The sequence below is a fragment of the Burkholderia cepacia ATCC 25416 genome (assembly GCF_001411495.1).
Classification (GTDB): domain Bacteria; phylum Pseudomonadota; class Gammaproteobacteria; order Burkholderiales; family Burkholderiaceae; genus Burkholderia; species Burkholderia cepacia.
The window spans coordinates 1,205,560-1,228,178 of record NZ_CP012982.1 but is presented as its reverse complement, the minus strand read 5'-3'; the positions used below and the strand labels follow the sequence as shown (position 1 = coordinate 1,228,178).

20 protein-coding genes are annotated in these 22,619 nt (G+C 69.3%); 12 read left to right on the top strand and 8 right to left on the bottom strand.

Annotated features, from left to right (window positions below; all coding sequences use genetic code 11):
- Positions 1-250: 250 nt before the first annotated feature.
- From APZ15_RS22850 to APZ15_RS22840, 3 genes are all read left to right on the top strand, one after another.
- Complete coding sequence (locus APZ15_RS22850) at positions 251-1,570, top strand: hypothetical protein (protein WP_034196009.1); 1,320 nt, start codon at positions 251-253, stop codon at positions 1,568-1,570.
- A 169-nt stretch (positions 1,571-1,739) separates the two neighbouring features.
- The gene (locus APZ15_RS22845; RefSeq protein WP_027790545.1) at positions 1,740-2,852 is read left to right on the top strand and encodes a porin; all 1,113 of its coding nucleotides are present in this window, start codon (positions 1,740-1,742) and stop codon (positions 2,850-2,852) included.
- A 10-nt stretch (positions 2,853-2,862) separates the two neighbouring features.
- Positions 2,863-3,915 carry a nucleoside hydrolase gene (locus APZ15_RS22840; RefSeq protein WP_027790546.1) on the top strand — a complete coding sequence of 351 codons (1,053 nt, stop codon included), beginning with the start codon at positions 2,863-2,865 and terminating at the stop codon, positions 3,913-3,915.
- 48 nt (positions 3,916-3,963) lie between these two features.
- Here the strand turns inward: APZ15_RS22840 and APZ15_RS22835 are convergent, their stop codons facing one another.
- Positions 3,964-4,875: a LysR family transcriptional regulator gene (locus APZ15_RS22835; RefSeq protein WP_027790547.1), complete on the bottom strand. Its 912-nt coding sequence runs from the start codon at positions 4,873-4,875 to the stop codon at positions 3,964-3,966.
- A 94-nt stretch (positions 4,876-4,969) separates the two neighbouring features.
- Here APZ15_RS22835 and APZ15_RS22830 point away from each other — a divergent pair, with 94 nt between their 5' ends.
- From APZ15_RS22830 to APZ15_RS22815, 4 genes are all read left to right on the top strand, one after another.
- Positions 4,970-6,319 carry an NCS2 family permease gene (locus APZ15_RS22830; RefSeq protein ID WP_021161168.1) on the top strand — a complete coding sequence of 450 codons (1,350 nt, stop codon included), beginning with the start codon at positions 4,970-4,972 and terminating at the stop codon, positions 6,317-6,319.
- A 46-nt stretch (positions 6,320-6,365) separates the two neighbouring features.
- Positions 6,366-7,466: an adenosine deaminase gene (gene add / locus APZ15_RS22825; protein ID WP_027790548.1), complete on the top strand. Its 1,101-nt coding sequence runs from the start codon at positions 6,366-6,368 to the stop codon at positions 7,464-7,466.
- Between the two features lie 180 nt (positions 7,467-7,646).
- The gene (locus APZ15_RS22820) at positions 7,647-8,099 is read left to right on the top strand and encodes a hypothetical protein (RefSeq protein ID WP_226112773.1); all 453 of its coding nucleotides are present in this window, start codon (positions 7,647-7,649) and stop codon (positions 8,097-8,099) included.
- Between the two features lie 57 nt (positions 8,100-8,156).
- The gene (locus tag APZ15_RS22815; protein WP_027790550.1) at positions 8,157-10,073 is read left to right on the top strand and encodes a WG repeat-containing protein; all 1,917 of its coding nucleotides are present in this window, start codon (positions 8,157-8,159) and stop codon (positions 10,071-10,073) included.
- Positions 10,074-10,106: 33 nt separating this feature from the next.
- On the opposite strand, the gene APZ15_RS22810 is transcribed toward APZ15_RS22815, so the two are convergent.
- Entirely contained in the window at positions 10,107-12,338 is a 2,232-nt protein-coding gene (locus tag APZ15_RS22810) for a penicillin-binding protein 1A (RefSeq protein ID WP_027790551.1), read from the bottom strand.
- 97 nt (positions 12,339-12,435) lie between these two features.
- Positions 12,436-13,971 carry a MocR-like pyridoxine biosynthesis transcription factor PdxR gene (gene pdxR / locus APZ15_RS22805; protein ID WP_049097938.1) on the bottom strand — a complete coding sequence of 512 codons (1,536 nt, stop codon included), beginning with the start codon at positions 13,969-13,971 and terminating at the stop codon, positions 12,436-12,438.
- 123 nt (positions 13,972-14,094) lie between these two features.
- Here pdxR and APZ15_RS22800 point away from each other — a divergent pair, with 123 nt between their 5' ends.
- Positions 14,095-14,733, top strand: a complete 639-nt coding sequence (locus APZ15_RS22800; protein ID WP_027790552.1) for an FMN-binding negative transcriptional regulator — start codon at positions 14,095-14,097, stop codon at positions 14,731-14,733.
- 82 nt (positions 14,734-14,815) lie between these two features.
- Here the strand turns inward: APZ15_RS22800 and APZ15_RS22795 are convergent, their stop codons facing one another.
- A complete protein-coding gene (locus APZ15_RS22795) occupies positions 14,816-15,397 on the bottom strand; it encodes a thioredoxin family protein (protein WP_027790553.1) in 582 nt (193 codons plus the stop codon).
- Between the two features lie 234 nt (positions 15,398-15,631).
- Between APZ15_RS22795 and APZ15_RS22790 the strand changes: the two genes are divergently transcribed.
- Complete coding sequence (locus APZ15_RS22790) at positions 15,632-16,372, top strand: response regulator (protein WP_027790554.1); 741 nt, start codon at positions 15,632-15,634, stop codon at positions 16,370-16,372.
- Positions 16,369-17,697 (top strand): ATP-binding protein, encoded by a 1,329-nt coding sequence (locus tag APZ15_RS22785; RefSeq protein ID WP_027790555.1) that lies wholly within the window; start codon positions 16,369-16,371, stop codon positions 17,695-17,697. Before APZ15_RS22790 ends, APZ15_RS22785 begins: the two co-directional genes overlap by 4 nt.
- Positions 17,698-17,817: 120 nt before the next feature.
- Here APZ15_RS22785 and APZ15_RS22780 read toward each other — a convergent pair whose 3' ends face one another.
- From APZ15_RS22780 to APZ15_RS22765, 4 genes are all read right to left on the bottom strand, one after another.
- A complete protein-coding gene (locus tag APZ15_RS22780) occupies positions 17,818-18,429 on the bottom strand; it encodes an alpha/beta fold hydrolase (RefSeq protein WP_027790556.1) in 612 nt (203 codons plus the stop codon).
- A gap of 46 nt (positions 18,430-18,475) precedes the next feature.
- On the bottom strand, positions 18,476-19,210 hold the full coding sequence (locus APZ15_RS22775) for a metallophosphoesterase family protein (RefSeq protein ID WP_027790557.1): 735 nt from the start codon (positions 19,208-19,210) through the stop codon (positions 18,476-18,478).
- A gap of 130 nt (positions 19,211-19,340) precedes the next feature.
- On the bottom strand, positions 19,341-19,877 hold the full coding sequence (locus APZ15_RS22770) for a GNAT family N-acetyltransferase (protein WP_027790558.1): 537 nt from the start codon (positions 19,875-19,877) through the stop codon (positions 19,341-19,343).
- A gap of 12 nt (positions 19,878-19,889) precedes the next feature.
- Positions 19,890-20,522: a LysE family translocator gene (locus tag APZ15_RS22765; protein WP_027790559.1), complete on the bottom strand. Its 633-nt coding sequence runs from the start codon at positions 20,520-20,522 to the stop codon at positions 19,890-19,892.
- A gap of 305 nt (positions 20,523-20,827) precedes the next feature.
- On the opposite strand from APZ15_RS22765, the gene APZ15_RS22760 reads away from it, so the two are divergent.
- Both APZ15_RS22760 and APZ15_RS22755 read left to right on the top strand, forming a co-directional pair.
- Entirely contained in the window at positions 20,828-22,021 is a 1,194-nt protein-coding gene (locus APZ15_RS22760) for a porin (RefSeq protein ID WP_027790560.1), read from the top strand.
- 100 nt (positions 22,022-22,121) lie between these two features.
- On the top strand, positions 22,122-22,553 hold the full coding sequence (locus tag APZ15_RS22755) for a GFA family protein (RefSeq protein ID WP_027790561.1): 432 nt from the start codon (positions 22,122-22,124) through the stop codon (positions 22,551-22,553).
- Positions 22,554-22,619 lie beyond the last annotated feature (66 nt).

Genomic DNA, 22,619 nt, shown 5'->3' with positions numbered 1-22,619 from the left:
AGCGCCCTTTGTCGGACTCGAATGTCCAATCAGCAAGATTGCCATGCATCGAAAGATGCAGGCGGCAACGAGTTGAAACAAAGCGTGACGAAGCGCAAATTCGCCGTGAAACCGCGACTTGCGTCGCTGAAGATTCCTGTTCGGACGCGTAGAATGAAGGGCCTGACGACTCATTAGCCGCCATCGGACCGTACGCGTTGCATCGGCGAACGGCTCCGCCGCGAAGAGGCGTCGGCGCCGGGCGCACACGATGCGCCGGACGTGTCGATGGCTCGCGCGGAAGATGCGCCGCCCGCAATTGCAGCATGCGGCGGCCGGATCGGCCGATGGCTTCGAACGTATGATGCTTTTCAGCCTGACGCGGCGCATGTCGAAGTCGCGTTGCCGTACCCGCACAGTCGCCGCGTATGTGTCGCTCGCTGTTGCCCTGATCGTTCCCGTGCTTGCCGGGCAGCCTGCGTTTGCCGCGTCCGACGCTTCGTCGTCCGTTGCTCCGTCATCCTCATCAGTTGCGCCGCCCGCGTCGGCGGCGTCTCATGCGCATCGTGGCTCGCCTGCGCATGCGTCGTCGGGGGCGTCGGCCGCACAGCCCGCGTCTGCAGCGTCGCACGAGCGTCATGCGGAGCCTGCCAGCGCGGTATCGGGTGCATCGACTGCTTCCGGCACTTCCGCTGCCTCAGCCGCTTCAGCCGCTTCAGCTGCCTCAGCCGCTTCCGCCACCGCCGCGAGCGAGGCCGAAGCACCCGCGCCGACACCGCCACGCCGTCATCCGCCGCTATCGGCCGAAGAGGCGAAAAATGCGACGGCGCGCGCGGTCGACATGCGCAAGCGCTTCACGCAGGAAGTCACGCGGCGCCTGAACGTGCCCGCAAGCGAGCAGCGCGCCTACGGCCAGCGGCTCCAGGAGGCGCTCGCCGATGCGGATCTCGGCGACCTCGCCGGCGAATACGTCGCGATGGTCGACCGCGCGCCGAACGTGCAGGCGCTCTTCATCTACTTCCGTGCAACGCCGGCCAACGCGTGGCTGATGATCGGCGCATCGCCGGTCGGCACCGGGTTGCCGGGCAAGTACGACCATTTCCTGACGCCGCTCGGCGTGTTCCATCACTCGCCCGACAACATGGATTTCCGCGCGGAAGGCACGACGAACGAGAACGGCATTCGCGGCTACGGCCGCCGCGACATGCGCATCTACGACTTCGGCTGGGTGGACGGCGAGCGCGGCTGGGGCAAGGGCGGCGTGTCGCCGATGCGCTTCCAGATGCATGCGACCGATCCCGACCGGCTCGAAGCGCTGCTCGGCATCCGGCACTCGAAGGGCTGCGTGCGGATTCCGGCGTCGCTGAACACGTTCTTCGATCGTCACGGCCTGCTCGACGACGATTACCAGGCGCGTGTCGAGGCCGGCAAGTCGCTGTGGGTGCTGCGTCGCGACCGCGACATCACGCCGATCGCGGGCCGTTATCTGGTCGTGGTCGACAGCGCGCGCAAGACCCGCCCGGCCTGGTCGCCGATGCCGGGGCGCAACGCGTGGTCGAAGGTGCCGAAGGGCGGCGACACGGCGGATTGACCGCCGGTTCGCGGGGCTGACGGCTACGGGCGATGCCACGATGAGAATAAATCCGTTTTATTGATACATAAGAAAAGCAAACTTTTATTATCCGATCCGGGTTCGTATAGTCGAGGCCAGTTTCGCGGAACCCTGCCGCGCCTGGACCACCACCGATCACACGACCCGCATGAAAACTCTCTACAAGCTCGCCCCGCTCGCGATGCTCGGCGCCTTCGCGACGCATGCCTGTGCGCAAAGCAGCATCACGCTGTACGGTCTCATCTCGGCCGGTGTCGGGTTCGCGACCAACCAGGGCGGCAAGAACGCCTGGCAGGCGCTGTCCGGCACGAACCAGAACCCGCGCTGGGGGCTGAAGGGCAAGGAGGATCTCGGGCAAGGGCTGTCCGCGATCTTCCAGCTGGAGAACGGCTTCAACGTGATGACGGGCACGGCCGCGCAGAACGGCCGCGAGTTCGGGCGGATGGCCTACGTCGGCCTTGCCGACCGCACCTACGGCTCGCTGACGTTCGGCCGCCAGTACGATGCGATCCACGACTACATCGGGCCGGTGATCATCGCGAGCAACGGCGTGAACATCGGCGACAACGACAACGGCTACAACGACATCCGCGTGCAGAATTCGGTGAAGTACGTGAGCCCGGTGTACCACGGCCTGAAATTCACCGCGCTGTACGGCTTCAGCAATGCGACGGGTTTCGCGAACAACAGCGCATACAGCTTCGGGCTCGGCTACGAGCAGGGCCCGCTGCGCTGGAGCGTGGTCTACGCGCAGTACAACCACCCTTACAGCGCGACGAACCAGGACGGCGCGATCGCGAACGACTACGCGTCGCCGCTGCTGATCTTCAGCAAGAGCGCGATGACGCCCGCGGCTTACGCCAGCCGGCAGCGGATCGCGGGCACCGGCGGCTTCTACACGATCGGCCGCGCGCAGTTCGCCGCGATGTTTACCGACGTGCGCTACGATTACCTCGACAATTCGCACCTGCACCTGCAGAACCTCGGCGTGAACATCGTCTACACGATGACGCCGCAGCTCTTTCTCGGCGCCGCGTATGCGTTCACGAACGGCAAGTACGACGTGATCGACAAGCGGCCGAAATGGCACCAGGTGAACCTGCAGGCCGATTACTACCTGTCGAAACGCACCGACGTCGCGCTGACGGTGATCGCGCAGCAGGCGGCCGGCGACGCGGACCATGCGCAGATCTTCGCGTATGCGCGCTCGACCGGCACGCGCCAGATGATGGCGACGCTCGGCGTCCGGCACGTTTTCTGAGCGCCCGACCATGACCCATCCGATCGCATCCCGCCGCACCTTCCTGAAACTGTCCGCCGCGCTGGCCGGCACCGCGCTGCTGCCCGAAACGGGCGCGTTCGCCGCCGGCGGCGATGCCGCGCGCCGCACGGTGATCATCGATACCGACCCGGGGCAGGACGACGCCATCGCGATCCTGTTCGCGCTGGGCGCGCAGGACCGCCTCGACGTGCGCGCGCTGACCGCCGTCGCGGGCAACGTGCCGCTCGACCTGACCGAACGCAATGCGCGGATCATCCGCGACTGGGCCGGCCGCACGAAAACGCTGCCGGTCTACGCGGGCTGCCCGCGGCCGCTCGTGCGCGAGCTCGTGACGGCCGCGAACGTGCACGGCAAGACGGGGCTCGAAGGCGTCGAGCTGCCCGTGCCGCGCGCGCCGCTTGCCGCCGGCCACGCGGTGTCGTATCTCGTCGATACGCTGAGCCGCGCGGCGCCGAACAGCGTGACGCTGTGCGCGCTCGGCCCGCTGACGAACGTCGCGACCGCGCTGGTCGAGGCGCCGCAGATTCGCGGGGCACTGCGCGAGATCGTGCTGATGGGCGGCGCGTTTTTCGAGCGCGGCAACATCACGCCGGCCGCCGAGTTCAACATCTATGTCGATCCGCAGGCGGCCGAAGTCGTGTTCGGCAGCGGCGTGCCGATCGTCGTGCTGCCGCGCGATGTCGCGGTGAAGGCGCCGATCACGCCGGCGCGCGTCGCGCCGTTCCGTGCGCTCGGCAACCGCTGCGGCGCGATCGTCGCGGACATCATGGATGCCGAACTCGCGTACAACAAGAAGCGGCGCGGCGCTGAAGACGCGCCGATGTACGACCCGACCGCGGTCGGCTACCTCGTCGATCCGACGCTGTTCGGCGGGCGCAAGGTGAACGTGATGGTCGAGACGACCGGGCAGTGGACGCTCGGCGAGACCGTCGTCGACTGGAACGGGCGCAGCGGCCGCGCGGCGAACGCGACGTGGATCAACGAGGTCGACGCGGACCGCTTCTATGCGACGCTCGTCGAGCGTATCGCGAAGCTGCCCTGAGCGCGGGCGCTCGTGCGGCGAACGGCGAACCGCACTCGGTCGACGCAATCAGATGTGCTTCGCAATCCACTCGCGGCACGTACGGACATGCGGGCCGCGATCGTCGCCGGCGAGCGAGATCAGCGAGATCGCCCGCGTGACGCGCGGCTTGTCGACGCGCAGCGCAACGAGTTCGGGATCGTGCAGATGCATCGTATAGAGGCTCGGCAGCACGGCGGTCGCGAGGCCGTTGCGCGCGAGCGCGTAGAGCGGCTCGGTGTATTCCATCCGGTACGTGACGTTCAGGCGCAGCTTCTCGGCGCCGCCGGTGCGATGCAGCGATTCGCTGACGCTGCCGCGCACGAACACCGCGAGCTCGCGATCGACGAGCTTCGCCCACGTGACGCTCTTCGCGCGGGCGAGCGGATCGTCGTGCCGCACGACGATCACGATCTCGTCCTCGAACAGCTGCCGGTAGCGCAGCGTGCCGTCGTCGCTGTCGGGTTCGCGTACGCCGATGCCAAGATCCGCGACGCTGTCGCGCACGGCCTCGACGAGTGCGCTGTTGGGCAGGTCGGTGAGCGTGAAGCGCAGCGTCGGGTGGGCGTCGCGCAGTGCGTTGAGCGCGGGCAGCAGGCGGCCGGCGACCGACGGGATGAACGCGATGCGCACGGTCTGGATGCGTTCGCCGATGAGCCGCGTCATGTCGTCGAAGGTGCCGCGCGCCTGGTTGAGCAGGCGTTCGGCGAGCGGCAGCACGGCTTCGCCAGCAGTGGTGAGCGTGAGCCGGTGCGCGGAACGCGCGAACAGGCGCCCGCCGAGCAGGAACTCGATCTGGCGGATCGACGCGGTGAGCGCGGGCTGCGTGAGCGACAGCGCCTGCGCGGCCTGCGTGAAGCTGCGTGCGTGGGCGAGCACGACGAAGTGCTGGACCTGCCGCAGCGTGAGCGCGGGCAGCAGCGACGAGCGGTCGGACGACATCGGGCAATAACGGTCGGGATACGGTACGCGGCAGTATAAGACCGCGCTGCGTGCATCGACACAGGACAATATTCGGAATCACAGGAGAACCACCATGTCAGCGACTGACACGATGCCGGCGCGCGCGCCGGCCAACTGGCTCGAACGCCGCTTCGCGCTCGCCGCGCGCGGCACGAGCGTGCGCACCGAGACGATCGCGGGCGTCACGTCGTTTCTCGCGGCCGCGTACCTGCTCGTCGTGATCCCGTCGCTGCTCGCGACGGGCGGCATGGAGCGCGGCGCGGCGACGACCGCTACGATCGTCGTATTCGTGCTGTTCACGACGCTGATGGGGCTCTACGCGAACCTGCCGTTCCTGGTCGGCCCCGGCATCGGCGGCTCGGTGATCATCGGCGTGACGCTCGCGACGACGGAGCATGTGGGCTGGCAGACAGGCCTCGGCATCGCGTGCGTGTCGGGCATCCTGTTCTTCCTGCTGACGATTCTCGGCGCGCGCGGCGTCGTGATGAAGCTGATACCGGTGCAGATCAAGCTCGGGCTCGGCGCGTCGATCGGGCTGTTCGTGACGATGCTCGGGCTGCGCAATGCGGGGATGGTCGTCGCGAACGCGAAGACCAACGCGTTCGCGCTCGGCGATTTCTCGCGGCCGGGTGCGCTCGTCGCGCTGATCGGCCTGGCGGTTGCGATCGTACTGCAGGCGCGCAAGGTGCCCGGCGCGATCCTGATCGCGATCCTCGTCGCGGCAGCGGCGGGCGTGCCGCTCGGCGTCACGCATCTGCCTGCGTCGTTCGTGTCGCTGCCGCACAGCATCGCGCCGATCGCGTTCAAGCTCGACATCGGCAGCGCGTTGAGCCTCGCGGCCGCGCCGTACCTGTTCGCGTTCTTCGCGGCGGAATTCTTCTCGACGCTCGGCACCGCCCTCGCGGTCGGCGCGAAGGCGAACCTGCTCGACGAACAGGGCAACCTGCCGAACATCAACCGGCCGTTCCTCGTCGATTCGCTCGCGGCGACGATCGGGCCCGTGTTCGGCATTCCCGCGCTGACCGCGCTGATCGAATCGGCGGCAGGCGTCGAGGCTGGCGGCCGCAGCGGGCTGTCGTCGCTGGCCGCGGCCGTGCTGTTCGCCGCGATGCTGCTGTTCGTGCCGGTCGCGCTCGCGATCCCGAAAGAGGCGACCGCGCCGGCGCTGATCCTGATCGGGCTGTCGATGTTCGCAACGATCCGCCATACGCATTTCGACGACTTCACCGATGCGCTGCCCGTGATGTCGATGGTGCTGCTCACGCTGATGTCGAACAGCTTCGGCACCGGCATCGCGGGCGGGCTGCTGTGCTACGTGCTCGTCAAGCTGCTGGCCGGCCGCCGGCGCGACGTGTCGTGGGGGCTCGTCGTGCTCGCGCTGCCGCTCGGCTATTACTTCTGGACCGTCGTGAAGCCGCACTGAGAGACGGCTTTCGCGACGTATCGGCACTACCCAAAACGAGACTGCAATGAAGGCAACACCAGGTAACGTCCCGGCCGCGCGCACGGGCATCGAGATCACGCCGGCCCATCGGGCCTTCTTCCACGCGCTGCCGAAGGTCGAGCTGCATTGCCATCTGCTCGGCGCGGTGCGGCACGACACGTTCGTCGCGCTCGCGGAACGCAGCGGCGCGCCGATCGAGCGTGCGGAGATCGACGCGTTCTATGCGCGCGGCGAGAAGCCGGTCGGCGTGCTGCACGTGCTGCGCGCGCTCGACCAGTATCTGCTCACGCGGCCCGACGACCTGCGGCGCATCGCTTATGAGTATCTGGAGGATGCGGCCGCGCACAACGTGCGGCATGCGGAATATTTCTGGAATCCGACGGGCACGGTACGGGTGTCGGGGATCGCGTATGCGGACGCGCAGGCCGCGATCGTGACGGCGATCCGCGACGCCGCGCGCGACTTCGGAATCGGCGCGCGCCTGATCCCGAGCATCGACCGCGAGCAGGATCCGGACGAGGCCGTGGCGATCGTCGAATGGATGAAGGCGCATCGCGCGGACGAAGTGGCGGGGCTCGGGATCGACTATCGCGAGAACGACCGGCCGCCGGAGCTGTTCTGGAAGGCTTACCGCAATGCGCGCGCGGCCGGTTTCCGCACGACCGCGCATGCGGGCGAGTTCGGGATGCCGTGGCGCAACGTCGAGACGGCCGTGGATCTGCTGCAGGTCGATCGCGTCGATCACGGCTATACGATCGTCGACAACCCCGAGCTTTGCGCGCGCTACGCGGAACGCGGGATCGTCTTCACCGTCGTGCCGACGAATTCGTACTACCTGCGCACGCTGCCGCCGGAGCAATGGGCGGAACGGCATCCGATGCGCAAGATGCCGGGCCTCGGGCTGAAGATCCATCCGAACACCGACGATCCGACGCTGCACAAGGTCAACCCGTCGGAGGCGTGGGAGCTGATGTTCAGCCATTTCGGCTTTACGGTCGCCGATCTCAAGCAATTCATGCTGAACGGGATCGACGGCGCGTGGGTCGACGATGCGACGAAGGCCGCGTGGCGCGCGGCGTGGGCGCCGGAGTTCGACACGCTGGCCGCGACGCTCGCAGCCGGTTGAGCGCATTGCCTGCCACATCGGCCGGCCGGTACTTCGTTCAGGTGGAAATGCAGCCTTGCGGGCTGGCGCACGTCGGTTGCGTTCGCTATATTGGCGTCCGGCGGCACCCGGTCGTGCCGCTGCCGCCGTGCGCGTCCGCGCCGGCATTCCGACAACAATTCGAATCCTGAGAGGCCCGCCGTGCGTATTCCTGTTTTCTGTCTGATGTTGTTCGTCTCGATGTCCGCGCAAGCCGGCAGTGCCTGCGACGGGCTGCTCGGCGATTACGCGCCGGCCGCCGGCAAACCGGCGACGCTGCGCGTCGAGAAAGTGGGCGGCAAGATCGTGCTGCGCGGGCGCGACGCCGGTCAATGGAGTGTCGAAACGGCACCGACGCAAGAGGCCGAGCTGGAAACCGACGGCCCTGACAAGGCGCCGCCGGGCGCCTGTGTGCTCGAGGTGCCGGGCGGCGAGCTGATCAAGATGCCGATTGGCTCGCCGTATCAGGTCACGTCGATCACGGGCAACAGCTTCACCACGAAGCATTCGACCACGGGCGTCCTGCTGCGCACGGTGCAGGGTTTCCAGGTCGACGGCACCGAGCTGTATCGGGTCGCGCGCCGCGGCGATTCGCCGCCGGCCGCGGCACGCTGACGGCGTGCGAGCCGACGTACCGCGATACACGACGACACGACGAGGGCGACCTTTCCGATGGGCAATCGAGCATGGCTCTATCTCCAGGCCGGTGACGGCGACGACGCGCGAACGATCGAGTTCGCGGAATCCAACAATCACTTTCCGCTGCTGTGGCGCGTGCTGCTGGCCGACGGCGGTGCGGGCGACGCGATAACGGATCAGCGCGTGTTCGGCGACGCCGGCACGCCGAACCTCGCCAGCGATGCACGCGCGGCGCATGCGCGACTCAGCCGGCTCGCGTCGTTCGTCGTCGCGTATCCGCTGCCCGGCGACGATCCGGCGCTCGCGCGCCAGTTCGATGCGCTCGTGCGTCACCTCGGCGAGTCGATCGATGCGTTCGGCGATGCGCATGGCGCCCCGCGGCTGTCCGCGAATCTCGACGAACTGTCGTGGCTCGACGGCGGCGATCCGGACGAATACATCCGCGAGGAGCGCGACAACTGCACGCGCCTGTGGTGGCGGGTCGCGAACTGCATGGATTTCCGCGACGTGCGCGGCGTGCGCGACGTGCTCGAGATCGATACGCCCGCCGACTGGCGCGACTGGGCGTGGGGCTTCGGGTTCGGCGGCGTGTCGCATCACTATTTCCAGCGACAGGAGCCGCCGCGCGGCGTGGCGTTTGCCGAGATGTTCGACGCCGGCGAAGTGCACGGCAACTGGCTCGGCTACGGCACGTTCAGCTTTCGCGCGCGCAACGGCCTGTGGGGCGTGCGGCGGGAAGTCGACGACGCGTGGCGCGTGATCGTGCCGCCCGAGTGGACGAACCTGTGGACGAGCGGCGCGCGCGATCGCCGGTTGCTGTGGGCCGCGCGCGACGGGAAGGTCGGCCTGCTGTTTGCCGATGGTGATGGCGACGGTGGTGGCGACGAGATGCGGATCGTGCGCGAACCGGCGTTCGACGCCGTGTGGGATTTCAGCGGCGACGTCGCGTGCGTGCGCGTCGGCGAGCGGTTCGGGCTCGTGGGCACGGACGGCACGTGGGTGCTCGAACCGTCGCTCGACGATTTCGGCGAATTCACCGGCGGGGTTGCGTCCGCGAGCCTGGACGGCCGCTGGGGCTTCGTCGACACGCACGGTGCGTGGGTGATTCCGCCGCGCTTCGACGATGCACATGAATTCGTGAACGGCGCCGTCGCGGCGGTATCCGAAGGCGAGCAGTGGGGGCTGATCGGGCGCGACGGGCAATGGCGCGCGCCGCCCGAGTGGGCCGCACTCGAATGGTCGTCCGAATGCGGTGCCTTCCTCGCGCGGCGCAACGGCCATGTCGGCCTGGTCGATGCGAAAGGCCGGGTCGTCGTCGAGCCGCTTTACGCGGAAATCGCCACGCTGACCGACGACGAACGGACGGACATGCTGTCCGAGCTTGGCGCGATCCGCCATATCGTGCGGCGCGACGACGGGCGTTGCGCGATCGTCGACGGGCAGGGCCACGTGCTGACGCCGTTCGATTTCGTCAACATGGGGGCGCTGCCGTGGTTGCCCGATGACGAAGCCGTGCCGGGCGAACTGTTCACGCGTTACGCGATCGGCGTGCTGCCGGGCGAGCCGGTGAAGTTTGCGATCTGCGATCTCGAGACGGGCGCGACGGTCGTGCAGGGGCGCTACGACGACATGGCCGGCCTGTTCTGGGGCGCCGATCACGGCTGGCTGGCCTGCGTGCAGGACGAGAGCGGTGACGACGTGCGGGCGACGGTGTTTCGCGCGGACGGCACCGTGCTGCATCCGGCGCGTTACACGCGGATCGGCGACGATGCGCTGTTCGACGACGATCCCGACGCCGCCGCCGGGCACACGACGTTGATGCCGTGGTACGTCCGTCGTGCCGAGGTCGCGCAGAACTGGAGCATGGGCGAACCGGTCGCCGCGTTGCGCGACGACGGCGTACCCGTATGGCTGTACGCGGACGGGCACGCGACGACGACGCGGCGGTAGCCGGGGCCGCTGTCGTGCGTGCCGGCACGACGATCAGCGGAAGAACCTCAGCCAGTCGAACAGGCCGGGGTGCGGACGCCGTTTCGGCGCCGGCGCCGGTGCGCTGCGCGGCCGGAAGTCGGGCGAGAACTGCGCACGCGGATCGATCGCGCGCGTACGCAGTGCCGCATCGTAGAACGCCCCGACGATCGGCAACGCGCTGTGCGCGCCCGCGCCCCAGTAGTCGCTGCGCAGCGTCACGTTGCCGTCGTCGAAGCCGACCCACGCGCCGGCCACCAGTTGCGGATGCATCAGGATGAACCAGCCGTCCGTGTTGTCCTGCGTCGTGCCGGTCTTGCCGGCGACGTCGACGCGGATCCCGTAGCGCGAACGGATGTCCTCGCCGGTCCCGTAATCGACGACGCCGCGCATCACGTCGACCAGCGTCTGCGCGGCGGCCACCGGCAACGCGCGTTCGGGCGGTGCGCTGTTGAACGCGGCGAGCACCTTGCCGTCGCGATCCTCGATGCGCGTGATCATCTGCGGCGCGACGTATACGCCGCGATTCGCGATCGTCCCGTAGGCGGACACCATTTCCTTCAGCGTGACGGGGCTCGTGCCGAGCGCGAGCGACGGTACCGCGTCGAGCGGGCTTTCGCGCACGCCCATCGCGCGCGCGAGCTGCGCGACCCTGGCCGCGCCTTCGCGCTGCATCACCTGCGCGGTGATGCGGTTGCGCGACAGCGCGAGCGCGTCGCGCAGCGTCATCGGTGCGTCGGTCGGCGGCTCGGCGTCGGTCGGACGCCACACCGCGTGCGTGCCGATCGGGATCGCGACGGGGCGATCGACGAACGTGTCGCCCGGCCGCATGCCGTCCGCGAACGCGGCGCCATAGACGAACGGCTTGAACGTCGAACCCGGCTGGCGCCGCGCCTGCACCACGTGATCGAACGGCTCGCTGCCGAAGTCGGGGCTGCCGACCCATGCGCGAATCGCGCCGTTGCGCGGGTCGATCGCGACGAAGCCGGCCTGCACCTGCGTCTTGCGTTCGCACAACGCATGCATGAACGCGCGATTCGCGCCGAGCTGCTTCAGCGCGGCGACATCGGCGAGCCCAGCGGCGCGCGCGTCGCGATAGTCGGGCGTCTGCCGGATGAAGCCTCGGAACAGGTCGTTGCGCAGCCCGCAGCCGGACGGGCCGCGCCATGCGCTGTCGGCGACTGCCTGCAGGCGATCGGTTTGCTGCGTCAGCGCTTGCGTCGCCATGTCCTGCAGTTGCGCATCGAGCGTCGTGCGCACGACGAGGCCGTCCGAGTAGAGGTCGTAGTTGTTGCGGTCGGCCCAGGCGATCAGCCACTTGCGCAGCTGCACCGCGAAGTGCGGAGCCGGGCCCGGCTGAGCGGTTTGCGGCTCGAAGTCGACGCGCAGCGGCCGGCGCTGCAATTGCGCGAGCTGCCGTGGCGACAGCATGCCCATCGCCGCCATCCGCGCGAGCACGATGTTGCGGCGCTGGACCGCGCGTTCCGGATTCAGCACCGGGTTGTAGTAGCTGTTGCCCTTCAGCATCCCGACGAGCGTCGCGCTTTCGACGATGTCGAGCTGGTCGGCCGATTTGCCGAAGTAGGTACGCGCGGCCATCTCGACGCCGTACGCGTTGTACAGGAACGGCACGGTGTTCAGGTAGGTCTCGAGAATCTCGTCCTTGCTGTACACCGTCTCGATCTTGAACGCGGTGATCAGCTCCTTCACCTTGCGCGTGAGCGTCGGTGCGCGGCCGACTTCGTCCGGGTACAGGTTGCGCGCGAGTTGCTGCGTGATCGTCGAGCCGCCCTGGCGGCTGCCCGAGAACGTATGCAGCCCGGCCGCGAGCGTGCGGCGCCAGTCGATGCCGTGATGCGCGTAGAAGCGGTGGTCCTCGGTCGCGATCAGCGCGTTGACCATGTGCGGCGAGATCTGCTTGAGCGGCACCCATTCGCGGTTGACGGGCCGGAATTCGGCGATGACCTGGCCGTCGGCCGACAGCACGCGCGCGGGGCGGTCGATGCGGGCCTTGCGGATGTCGCCGATGCTCGGCGTGAACGGCACGAACGCGAGCAGCACCAGCAGGCCGACCAGCGGGATCGCGGCGAGCGTCAGCGCGACGCCGCGGCGCGTCGGATGGCGCAGGCGATGCCATGCGCCGGCGCACAGCGCACGGATGCGCGCGCGGCTGGCGGCGGCCAGCGGTGCGACGCGGGCGCGGCAACGGAGCCACGCGTCTCGAAGAAGCGGCACGAAGCGGTTCAAGGCGGCAGGAGCGCGGATGGAGGAGGCGCGATCCTAGCAAACGACCCACGGGCGACGCCCGCTAAAACGGCCGTTTGCTTGCAGGATTTACAGACGATTACGTTTGTTGCCCGTCGACAACCTTTTGCGGCACCCGCCGCCGCGATTCCGCTGACGATACGACGTCCGCGAGCCGCTGCGCGGCCGCTTCCATCTGCGCGCGGCCGAACCCGCCGAAGCCCAGCACGAGCCCCGGGCGGGCCGTGCCCGGCGCGAACATCGGCGATACCGCGCGCACCGCGACGCCGGCTTGCGCGGCGCGCTCGACCACGTCGAGATCGTCGATGCCGTCCGCGAGCCACAGCACGACGTGCATCCCCTGATCGCCCGGCTGCACCCACGCGCGTTCGCGCGGCAGCCGCGCACCGAGCGTGTCGATCAGCAGCGCGCGCTGCTCCGCATACACGCCGCGCACGCGGCGGATGTGGCGGTCGAGATGGCCTTCCGCGATGAACGCGGCCAGCACGTGCTGGTCGGCGGTCGGCACATGGCGATCCATCAGTGCGCGCGCGCCGCAGAACGCGGGCACGAGATCGTGGGGGGCGATCACGTAGCCGAGCCGCAGCGACGGAAACAGGATCTTGCTGAACGTGCCGAGGTAGATCACGCGATCGGGGTCGAGACCCTGCAGCGACGGGAACGGATAACCTTCGTAGCGCAGCTCGCTGTCGTAGTCGTCCTCGACCACCCACGCGTGGCGTGCACGCGCCCACGCGAGCAGCGCATTGCGCCGCGCCATGCTGAGCGGCATGCCGAGCGGATACTGGTGCGACGGCGTGACGAATGCGGCGCGCGCATCGGGCGCGAGGCGGATGCCGGCGTCGACGTCGAGGCCGTCGGCGTCGACCGGCACGCGCACCATTGCGTCGTGTCGCCCGGTGCTCTCGAGCAGCGCGGTGATGCCGCGATAGGCCGGGTTCTCGACCCAGGCCCGGTCGCCCGCGCCGAGCAGCAGCTGGCTCGCGAGGTGCAGCCCCTGCTGCGTGCCGCTCGTGATCACGACCTGGCCGGCCTCGCAGCGCACCGAGCGCGAACGGCGCACGTAGTCGGCGATCGCTTCGCGCAGCGGCAGCGCGCCTTGCGGATCGGCATAGCCGGACGGCGCGCCGGCGCCGCGCGCGCGCAGGCGGTTGCCGAGCCGGCGCCAGATGTCGTCGGGCGCGGTGAGGCCGATCGGTACCGAGATCGCGAACGGCATCGCCGGCAGCGGGCGGAATTCGCGGGCGATCCGCGCGAAGGCGGCGGCCGGCTCGGGCAGCCCGGCGTGGGCCGCGCGCCGTCGTGGCGCGGGCGGCGCGGGTTCGGGGCCGGGCGGCGGTTCCGCGAGCGCGTTCGCGACCCGCGTGCCCGCGCCGCCGCGCGATTCGAGAAAGCCTTCGGCGATGAGCTGCGCATACGCATCGACGACGGTGCCGCGGGCAACCTGCAGCGACGTGGCGAGCAGCCGCGTGGACGGGAGCGCGTCGCCCGGCCGGACGTCGCCGCGACGCACGGCTTCGCGCAGCGCCTGCGCGAGCTGGCGGCTCAGGTCGCCGGCCGCGCGGTCGAGCGCGCCGAGCGACGGGATTTCGACGATCCGGGTCGTTCTTGCCATGATTCTGGTCTGCTGAAATTGTTCCAAACCGGCTCTACAGCATAAACCAGTTTGAAGTCACAATCGGCGGGTGACGGGCTCGCGCCCGCGCCGTTTCCAACCCCGCATGACCGTGGAGCCGACATGTACGTCCCCGCCGAATTCAACGAGCCCGACCCCGACGCGATGCGCGAGCTGATCGTGCAGCATCCGTTCGGCAGCCTGATCACGCACGGCAGGAACGGGCTCGACGCGAACCACATTCCGTTCGAACTGCTGCCCGGCGACGGCGGGCTCGGCGAGCTGCACGCGCACGTCTCGCGCGCGAATCCGGTCTGGCAGGACGTCGCGAACGGCGACGAGGTGCTCGCGATCTTCCGCGCGGGCGACGCCTACATCTCGCCGACCTGGTATCCGAGCAAGCACGTGGCGCACCGGCAGGTGCCGACCTGGAACTACGTGGTCGTGCACGCGCACGGCCGCATCACGGTGCGCGACGACGAGAAGTTCGTGCGCGGCGTGGTCGCGCGGCTGACGCGCACGCACGAGGCGTCGCAGCCGGTGCCGTGGAAGATGGGCGACGCGCCGAAGGACTACATCGACAGGATGCTGGCGTCGATCGTCGGGCTGCAGATCGAGATCACGCGGCTCGTCGGCAAGCGCAAGCTCGGGCAGAACAAGGACGAAGCCGATATCCGCGGCGCGGGCGAAGCGCTGGTCGCGGAGGGCAGCCTCGCGATCGGGGAGGCGATGCTCGCGGCGGCCGACGCGAAACGCGAGTGACGCGCGTGACGCGCAAGCGGCGTGCACGCCGTGACCCCGGCGGCGTGCGCGGGCGCGTGCCACGCCCGCGCACCGGCGCCCGTCATTGCGTGCGCGTCGCGCCCTTCGTGCCTTCTCCCGCCTGCGCGAGCGCATCGCGAATCGCGGCCTCGGTCTTGTCGTACGCGCCTTCGCCATAGCGCGTATAGACGACCTTTCCGCTCGCGTCGATCAGGTAGAGCGCGGGCCAGTACTGGTTGCCGTACGCGCGCCACGTGTCGTAGCGGTTGTCCTGCGCGACCGGGTACCGGATGCCGAAGCGCCTGATCGCATCGGCGACGTTGCCCGCGTCGCGCTCGAACGGATACTCGGGCGTATGCACGCCGACCACCACGAGCCCCTGGTCGCGATACTTGCGGTCCCATTCCTTCACGTACGGAATCGTATGAATGCAGTTGATGCACGAGTACGTCCAGAAATCGACGAGCACGACCTTGCCGCGCAACTGGCCGAGCGTCAGCGGCGCGCTGTTGTGCCAGCGGTCGATGCCCGTGAAATCCGGTGCCGCCGTCCCGGCCTGCGAGGCCGGCATGCTCGCATCGTCGCGGGTGCCGGCGAACGCGGCGAGCCCGGCCGTGGCGGCGAGGGCGATGACGAGGGCGGCGGTCTTGAGTCGGGGCAGCATGGCGTTCTCCTGAGCGGGAGGCCGCCGCTCGGAGGCGGCGGCCGGACGGGTTTCGACAGGCCCCATTAGGCGGCGCCGACGTATCTGCGATGTGTCCGGCAAGCCGCGCGTGTGCAATGTTGTGTGTCGTCACGGCGGCGCGATACATTGGGATACAAACGCGCGCCCGCCGTGCGGTATAAAAGCGGACATCGCCTGCCTCGACTCATCGATACCTCGATACCGAAACGACCCATGGACAAGATCGACCACGTGCTGATCGTCGACGACGATCGCGCGATCCGCGAACTGATCGCGGATTATCTGGAGAAGAACGGCATGCGCGTATCGCTGGCCGCGAACGGCCGCGAGATGCGCAACGTGCTGGACGACGGCGCGCCCGACATGATCGTGCTCGACCTGATGATGCCGGGCGAGGACGGCCTCACGCTGTGCCGCGACCTGCGCGCGGGCAAGTTCCGCACGGTGCCCGTGCTGATGCTGACCGCGCGCGGCGAGGAAACCGACCGCATCATCGGCCTCGAGATGGGCGCCGACGACTACCTCGCCAAGCCGTTCGCGGTGCGCGAACTGCTCGCGCGGATCCGCTCGGTGCTGCGGCGCGCACGCATGCTGCCGCCCGGCATGCAGGTGACGGAAACGGCCGCGATGCTCGCGTTCGGCGAATGGCGTCTCGACACGACCGGACGCCACCTGCTCGATACCGACGGCACGCTGGTCGCGCTGAGCGGCGCCGAATACCGGCTGCTGCGCGTGTTCCTCGACAACCCGCAGCGCGTGCTGACGCGCGACCAGTTGCTCAATCTCACGCAGGGGCGGCAGTCCGACCCGTTCGACCGGTCGATCGACCTGCTCGTGAGCCGGCTGCGCCAGCGCCTGCGCGACGGCGCGCGCGAGCCGCGCTACATCAAGACGCTGCGCAACGAGGGCTACGTGTTCTCGTCGGCCGTGACCGCCGTCGACGGTACGCCATGAGCGCGCGCACGTTGACGTCGTGGCACTGGCCGCGCTCGCTGTTCGCGCGGCTCGCGTTGATCCTGTGCGTGGGCCTCGCGCTCGCGCAGACGCTGTCGTTCTGGCTCACGGTGACCGAGCGCGACCAGGCGACCACCAACCTGATGATGGGCTACATCGAGCGCGAGGTCGCCAGCTCGGTCGCGCTGCTCGACCACCTGCCGCCGGCCGAGCGGGCCGCCTGGCTGCCGCGCCTTGCGCGGCGCAGCTATGCGTTCATCCTCGGGCCCGGCGAGACCGGCACGCCGCCGGAAGCGCGGCTGTCGGCGCGCGTCGAGCGGTCGATTTCCGACGGCATCGGCGGCGACTATCCGCTGACCGCGAACGCGATCCCCGGCGACCGCGAACATCTGCAGGTGCATCTGCGCCTGACCGACGGGTCGCCGCTCACGATCGACATCCATCCGATGTCGACGGTGCCGCTGTCGGGCTGGCTGCCGGTCGTGCTCCTGCTGCAGCTCGCGGTGCTGGCCGCGTGCTGCTGGCTCGCGGTGCGGCTCGCGACGCGGCCGCTCAAGCAGCTCGCGCAGGCCGCCGATGCGCTCGGCCCCGACCTGAAGGGCGAGCGGCTGAACGAGGGCGGGCCGTCGGAAGTCGCGCGCGCCGCCCGGGCGTTCAACGCGATGCAGGACCGTATCGCGCAGTACATGGCCGAGCGCATGCAGATCCTCGCGTCGATCTCGCACGACCTGCAGACGCCGATCACGCGAATGCGCTTGCGCGTCGACGTGATGGACGACGACACGCAGGGCGCGAAGCTGCGCCAGGACCTGCTCGAGATGGAGCATCTGGTGAAGGAGGGCGTGGCGTATGCGCGGACGCTGCACGGCACCGAGGAGGCCGCGCGCCGCATCGATCTCGATGCGCTGCTCGACAGCATCGTGTGCGATTACACGGATGCGGGGCAGGACGTCGCGCTGCACAGCCGCGCGCCGCTCGCGCTCGTCACGCGGCCGAAGGCGCTGCGCCGCATCGTCGGCAACCTCGTCGACAACGCGCTGAAGTTCGCGGGCGCGGCCGAGATCGACGTGCACGCCGCGCCGGACGGCGGCGCGGTGATCGCCGTGCTCGACCGCGGGCCCGGCATTCCGGACGATCAGCTCGACGCGGTGTTCGAGCCGTTCCGGCGCGTGGAGACGTCGCGCAACCGGGAGACGGGCGGCACGGGGCTCGGCCTCGCGATCGCGCGGCAACTCGCGCTTGCGATGGGCGGCACGCTCACGCTGAACAACCGCGCGGACGGCGGCGGGCTGGAGGCGCGGCTCACGCTGCGCAATGCGGGGTGACGGGGGGCGGCGCGTGAGCCGCGGGGTTTCAGGTTCGTGCTGAAGCCGTAGCGGAAACTGACGCCGACGCCGACGCCGACGCCGACGCCGACGCCGACGCCGACGCCGACGCGCGCGACGTCACACGCGCCGCAGATGCGCATCGACGAGCGGCGCGAGCGTCGCCGCGTGCACGGCCGCGAGATCGTGCCGGCCGCCCGGCACGACGTGCAGCTGCGCGTCGGGCAGCCGCTCGAGCAGGCGCCGGCCGGCCGCGACGGGGCTGAGCGGATCGTCGTCGCCCCACAGCAGCAGCGTCGGCTGCGCGATGCGGCTGATGTCCCGCGACAGGTCGGCACGGAACGTCAGGAACCAGTCGGGCAGCTGCGGGTTGGCTTGCGCGAACCCGGCCCGCCAGTCCTGCGCGCCGAGCCCTGCCATGTCGAGCCCGCCGGACGTGACCGTCAGTACGAGGTGCGTGACCTGGCCGGGCTTGTCGAGCGCCGCGCGCATCGCGATCACGCCGCCCATCGATTGCGCGATCACGGCGGTCGGCCGGTCGATCGTTTCCAGGACATGACGCACGAGGCTGTCGAAATCGTCGACGGCCGGATCGCGCGGCGTGTCGCCGAAACCCGGATAGCCGACGATCCGGCGTTCGGCCGGATGCGTCAGGCTGCCGGCGAGCGGTTGCCAGAAGGCGGTGCTGCCCGATGCGCCGGGCAGGAAGAGCAGTTGCGACGGAACGGGCATGGTGGCGCGGTTTTCCTGTGAATGAAGTAACAGCGGGCGGCGCGTGTCAGCACCGGCCGGTGCGCAGCGCGACGGTCCAGTCGTCGCGCCCGCGCGATGCCGCGGTGGCGGCCGCCGTGTGCCAGTCGTATTCGACCGCATGAAATTCGACGTTCCAGCCGGCCGCCGTGCGCGACACCATCGCGTAGCGCGCATGCGGCGAACCCGTCTCGATGCGGTGCGGGTGCGGCAGGTCGTCCGCGTACGCCTGCAGCCCGACGCTGCCCGGGTTGACGATCAGCCGGCCGTCGTCGAGTCTGGCCGCACGCGGGATGTGCGTGTGGCCGCACAGGATCAGCGATGCCGGTTCGTCGCCCGCGCGTTGCGCGATTTCCGCGGGCGTCGCCGAGCGGCAGCCGTCGGGCGTGACGGTTTCGAGGAAATAGGCGAGGTCGCTGCCGGGCGTGCCGTGCACCATTAACACGTCGCCGTCGAGCGTCGCGCGCTCGGGCAGCGCGGCGATCCATTCGAGATGGTCGGCGCGCAGCGTGTCGTGCGCCCAGCGATCCGACAGCCGCATCGACTCGCGATCGCCGTCGAGCAGTTGCCGTTCGTGATTGCCCCTGATGGTCGGCAGGTCGAGCGCGATCAGGCGGTCGGCCGTTTCGGGCGGATGGAGCGCCCCCGACAGGATGTCGCCGAGGTTGACGATCACGTCGGCGCCGCGGCGGCGGACGTCGTCGAGCACCGCGTCGAGCGCGGCGAGGTTGCCGTGGATGTCGGACAGCGCGGCGATTTTCATGGTGGATCGTCGGGGAAGGGAACGGCGATTGTCGCCAATTCGGCGCAGGCCGTCCAATGGCGTGCACGTGCGCGTGCACGTGCGATTCCGCAGGCCGTGAACGGTTGGGCGTGAAGCCGCGGGTGGCGCGTCAGTCTGTCGCGAGGCGCGCGTACATCGCGAAATCGCCCGGTGTGCCGCGCACCATCCTGTACGCGCGCAACAGCCCTTCGTAGCGGTAGCCGCACTTCTGCAGCACGCGCGCGGAGCCCGCGTTGCCGGTCAGCACCACGCCCTGCATGCGCATGAAGCCGCCGTCCGCGAAGGCCCACGCGGTGACGGCCGCGCACAGCGCGCTCGCGACCCCGCGCCCCCAGTGCGACGGCGCGAGATCGTATGCGATCTCCGCCGAGCGGTTCGCGGTGGAGACGGTATGCAGGCCGATCGTCCCGGCGAGCGCGCCCGATGCGTCGTCGATCACGGCGAGACGCCGGATCGAATCGGGGTCGGTCGATTCGATGGTGTCGAACAGCGGCAGCAGATCGTCGGGCGCGCGCAGGTTCCAGCTCGTGTGGCGGAAGACGTCGGGCATCGACAGGTACGCATACCACGCGTCGAGGTCGGCGCGTTCGAGCTGGCGGAGCGACAGGCCGGGAAAGCCGGAGCGGGGCGGTGCGGCGATTTTCATCGGTGTCCGCCCCTACGTCGCATGACGCCGGTACAGCGCCAGCGACCCGGCGAGCGCGAGCAGCATCGCGCCGCACGTGCGTTCGAGCCACAGCGCGCCCGCGCGCTTCAGCAGTCGCACCGCGCGTGCGCCGAGCAGCGCGTAGCCGAACATCACCGCGCCGTCGAGCAGCGCGAAGGTGACCGCGAGCGCGACGTATTGCGGCGCGAGCGGCGCGGACGGATCGAGGAACTGCGGCAGGAACGCGGAGAAGAACAGGTAGCCCTTCGGGTTCGTCACCGCCGTGAGGAAACTCTTCGCGAAGATCGACGCGTTGCGCCCGGATACCGTTTCACCGTGCGCGGCGGCGACGTCGAGCGAACCCTTCGACATCAGCAGCCGGATGCCGACGTACGCGAGGTAAGCGGCGCCGAGCCACTTCACGACCGAGAACCAGAACGCCGACGCCATCAGCAGCGCGCCGAGGCCGAGCGCGACCGCGACGATCAGCACGAAATCGGACAGCATCGCGCCCGCGAAGCCATAGGCCGCGCGTCGCACGCCGTAGCGCGAGCCGTTGGTCAGCGCGAGCAGCACGGTCGGGCCGGGTGTCGCGATGCCGACGAAGGCGACGGCGGCGAAGACCAGCAGGGTCGTTTCATGCATGACGGAACTCCCGAGGGAAGGGGCGCGCTCGATTATCGGCTGCGCCCGCCCGGGCTGTACAGGGACGGCGCGCCGCGCACACGGCCGCCCGGTCGACTATCTCGATTTTGGCAATAAACATTTTTCATTATTCCGCTTCAGATTGAAACCGGTTCCATCTACCATGGCGGCCGCAGCGGGCATGCCCGCCGCGTCGTCGCGCGCGGACGATGCCGGCCTCGCACCGCCGGCGGATCTCGCCGCCCGCGCGCTACTCGCAACTGACAGCCAGAACAACGGGTTCACCGCCCGGAGACACGACAATCATGAACAAGCAACTGATCGCAGCCCCGCTGCTGCTCTCGCTCGCGGGCGTCGCCGCCGCGCAAAGCTCCGTCACGCTGTACGGCATCGTCGACGCGGGCGTGACCTATCGCAGCAACGAACGGGTCGGCTCCGCGGGCGCGTACACCGGCCATTCGAACGTCGGGCTCACGACCGGCAACCTGTCCGGCAGCCGCTGGGGCATCAAGGGTTCCGAGGATCTGGGCGGCGGGATGCGCGCGCTGTTCGTCCTCGAGAACGGCTTCGACATCACGAACGGCACGTCGGGCCAGGGTGGCCGCCAGTTCGGCCGCCAGGCGTTCGTCGGCCTCGGCAGCGACCGCTACGGCACGGTCACGCTCGGCCGCCAGTACACGTCGCTCGACGACTTCGTGAGCCCGGTCGGCCCGTCGTCGTTCATCGGCGGCTTCGGCGCGCACCCGGGCGATATCGACGACCTCGACCAGACGGCGCGCGTCAACAGCTCGATCAAGTACACGAGCGCCAACTACTCGGGCTTCACGTTCGGCGCGCTGTACGGTTTCGGCAGCCAGCCGGGCAGCATGAAGCAGCGCAACACGTGGAGCGTCGGCGCGGCGTACGCGGCGGGCCCGCTGCGCGTCGGCGTCGGCTACGAGCGATCGGACAACAGCAAGACGGGCGCGACCGACCCGACGGCCGGCAAGTGGCAGAGCACCGACGACGGGCTGTTCAACTCGTCGATCAACGAAGGCTATGCGAGCGCGCAGTCGCAGCAGATCATCGCGACCGGCGCGACCTACGATTTCGGCCCGGCCGTCGTCGGGGTGAACTACAGCAACGTGCAGTACCGCAGCGGCGACCAGTCGCGGTTCACGGGCCACGCGACGTTCAACGTCGCGGGCGTGTTCACGCGCTGGAACGTGCGCCCGCAGACGCAACTGTTCGCGGGCTACAGCTACACGCGCGGCAGCGATGTCGACGGCGTGGACGACCGTGCGCAGTATCACAACGTCACGCTCGGCGCCACCTACGACCTGTCGAAGCGCACCAGCGTGTACCTGCTCGGCGCGTACCAGCACGCATCGGGCATGACGCTCGACGCGCTTGGCCGGCCGGTGGCCGCGACCGCGTCGGTGTCCGACAAGGCGAACGGCCACTCGTCCGATTCGCGGTCGCAGGCCATCGTCAGCCTCGGCCTGCGCCAGAAGTTCTGACGCGCCGCGATCGTTGCGCCCGCAACGTTGCCCGCAGCCGATGCGGGCGACGTTGCAGGCATGCCCCTATACTGTCGCCTCCGTTTTTCGAGGAGACGACATGACCCGAACGCATTCCGCGAGTTGCCTGTGCGGAACCGTCACCGTGACGTTGCGCGGCGAGCCGGCGGCGCGCGCGAACTGCCATTGCGCGACCTGCCGCGATTTCTACGGCACGCCGATGCTGTCCGCGACCGCGTGGCCGCCGGAGCAGGTGGCCGTCGAGGGCGACCATGCGACGTTCCCGCATCCGGCGAAGTCGATGTCGCGCATGTATTGCGCGTCCTGCGGCGAGATCGTATGCGGCACCAACCGGTTCGGCATGCGCGTCGTACCGAACAGCCTGGCCGCGCGTGCGCACGGCGGGCAACTGCCCGGCGACCTGCAGCCGACGATGCACCTGTTCTACCGGCACCGCGTGATCGACGTCGTGGACGCGCTGCCGAAATTCCTCGACGGCTGGGACGGCCCGACCCTCGACGACGCGAACTGAACGATCGCGGCTGCGTGCCGGCATGGCCGGCGCGCGGTTCTCTCCGCCGTATCCCGCATTCTCCTT

Excerpts from the sequence above, each read along its gene's own strand:
- APZ15_RS22850 (WP_034196009.1), top strand. The coding sequence starts at position 251 with ATGCGCCGGACGTGTCGATGGCTCGCGCGGAAGATGCGCCGCCCGCAA.
- APZ15_RS22845 (WP_027790545.1), top strand. The coding sequence starts at position 1,740 with ATGAAAACTCTCTACAAGCTCGCCCCGCTCGCGATGCTCGGCGCCTTC.
- APZ15_RS22840 (WP_027790546.1), top strand. The coding sequence starts at position 2,863 with ATGACCCATCCGATCGCATCCCGCCGCACCTTCCTGAAACTGTCCGCC.
- APZ15_RS22835 (WP_027790547.1), bottom strand. The coding sequence starts at position 4,875 with ATGTCGTCCGACCGCTCGTCGCTGCTGCCCGCGCTCACGCTGCGGCAG.
- APZ15_RS22830 (WP_021161168.1), top strand. The coding sequence starts at position 4,970 with ATGTCAGCGACTGACACGATGCCGGCGCGCGCGCCGGCCAACTGGCTC.
- add (WP_027790548.1), top strand. The coding sequence starts at position 6,366 with ATGAAGGCAACACCAGGTAACGTCCCGGCCGCGCGCACGGGCATCGAG.
- APZ15_RS22815 (WP_027790550.1), top strand. The coding sequence starts at position 8,157 with ATGGGCAATCGAGCATGGCTCTATCTCCAGGCCGGTGACGGCGACGAC.
- pdxR (WP_049097938.1), bottom strand. The coding sequence starts at position 13,971 with ATGGCAAGAACGACCCGGATCGTCGAAATCCCGTCGCTCGGCGCGCTC.
- APZ15_RS22800 (WP_027790552.1), top strand. The coding sequence starts at position 14,095 with ATGTACGTCCCCGCCGAATTCAACGAGCCCGACCCCGACGCGATGCGC.
- APZ15_RS22795 (WP_027790553.1), bottom strand. The coding sequence starts at position 15,397 with ATGCTGCCCCGACTCAAGACCGCCGCCCTCGTCATCGCCCTCGCCGCC.
- APZ15_RS22790 (WP_027790554.1), top strand. The coding sequence starts at position 15,632 with ATGGACAAGATCGACCACGTGCTGATCGTCGACGACGATCGCGCGATC.
- APZ15_RS22785 (WP_027790555.1), top strand. The coding sequence starts at position 16,369 with ATGAGCGCGCGCACGTTGACGTCGTGGCACTGGCCGCGCTCGCTGTTC.
- APZ15_RS22780 (WP_027790556.1), bottom strand. The coding sequence starts at position 18,429 with ATGCCCGTTCCGTCGCAACTGCTCTTCCTGCCCGGCGCATCGGGCAGC.
- APZ15_RS22775 (WP_027790557.1), bottom strand. The coding sequence starts at position 19,210 with ATGAAAATCGCCGCGCTGTCCGACATCCACGGCAACCTCGCCGCGCTC.
- APZ15_RS22770 (WP_027790558.1), bottom strand. The coding sequence starts at position 19,877 with ATGAAAATCGCCGCACCGCCCCGCTCCGGCTTTCCCGGCCTGTCGCTC.
- APZ15_RS22765 (WP_027790559.1), bottom strand. The coding sequence starts at position 20,522 with ATGCATGAAACGACCCTGCTGGTCTTCGCCGCCGTCGCCTTCGTCGGC.
- APZ15_RS22760 (WP_027790560.1), top strand. The coding sequence starts at position 20,828 with ATGAACAAGCAACTGATCGCAGCCCCGCTGCTGCTCTCGCTCGCGGGC.
- APZ15_RS22755 (WP_027790561.1), top strand. The coding sequence starts at position 22,122 with ATGACCCGAACGCATTCCGCGAGTTGCCTGTGCGGAACCGTCACCGTG.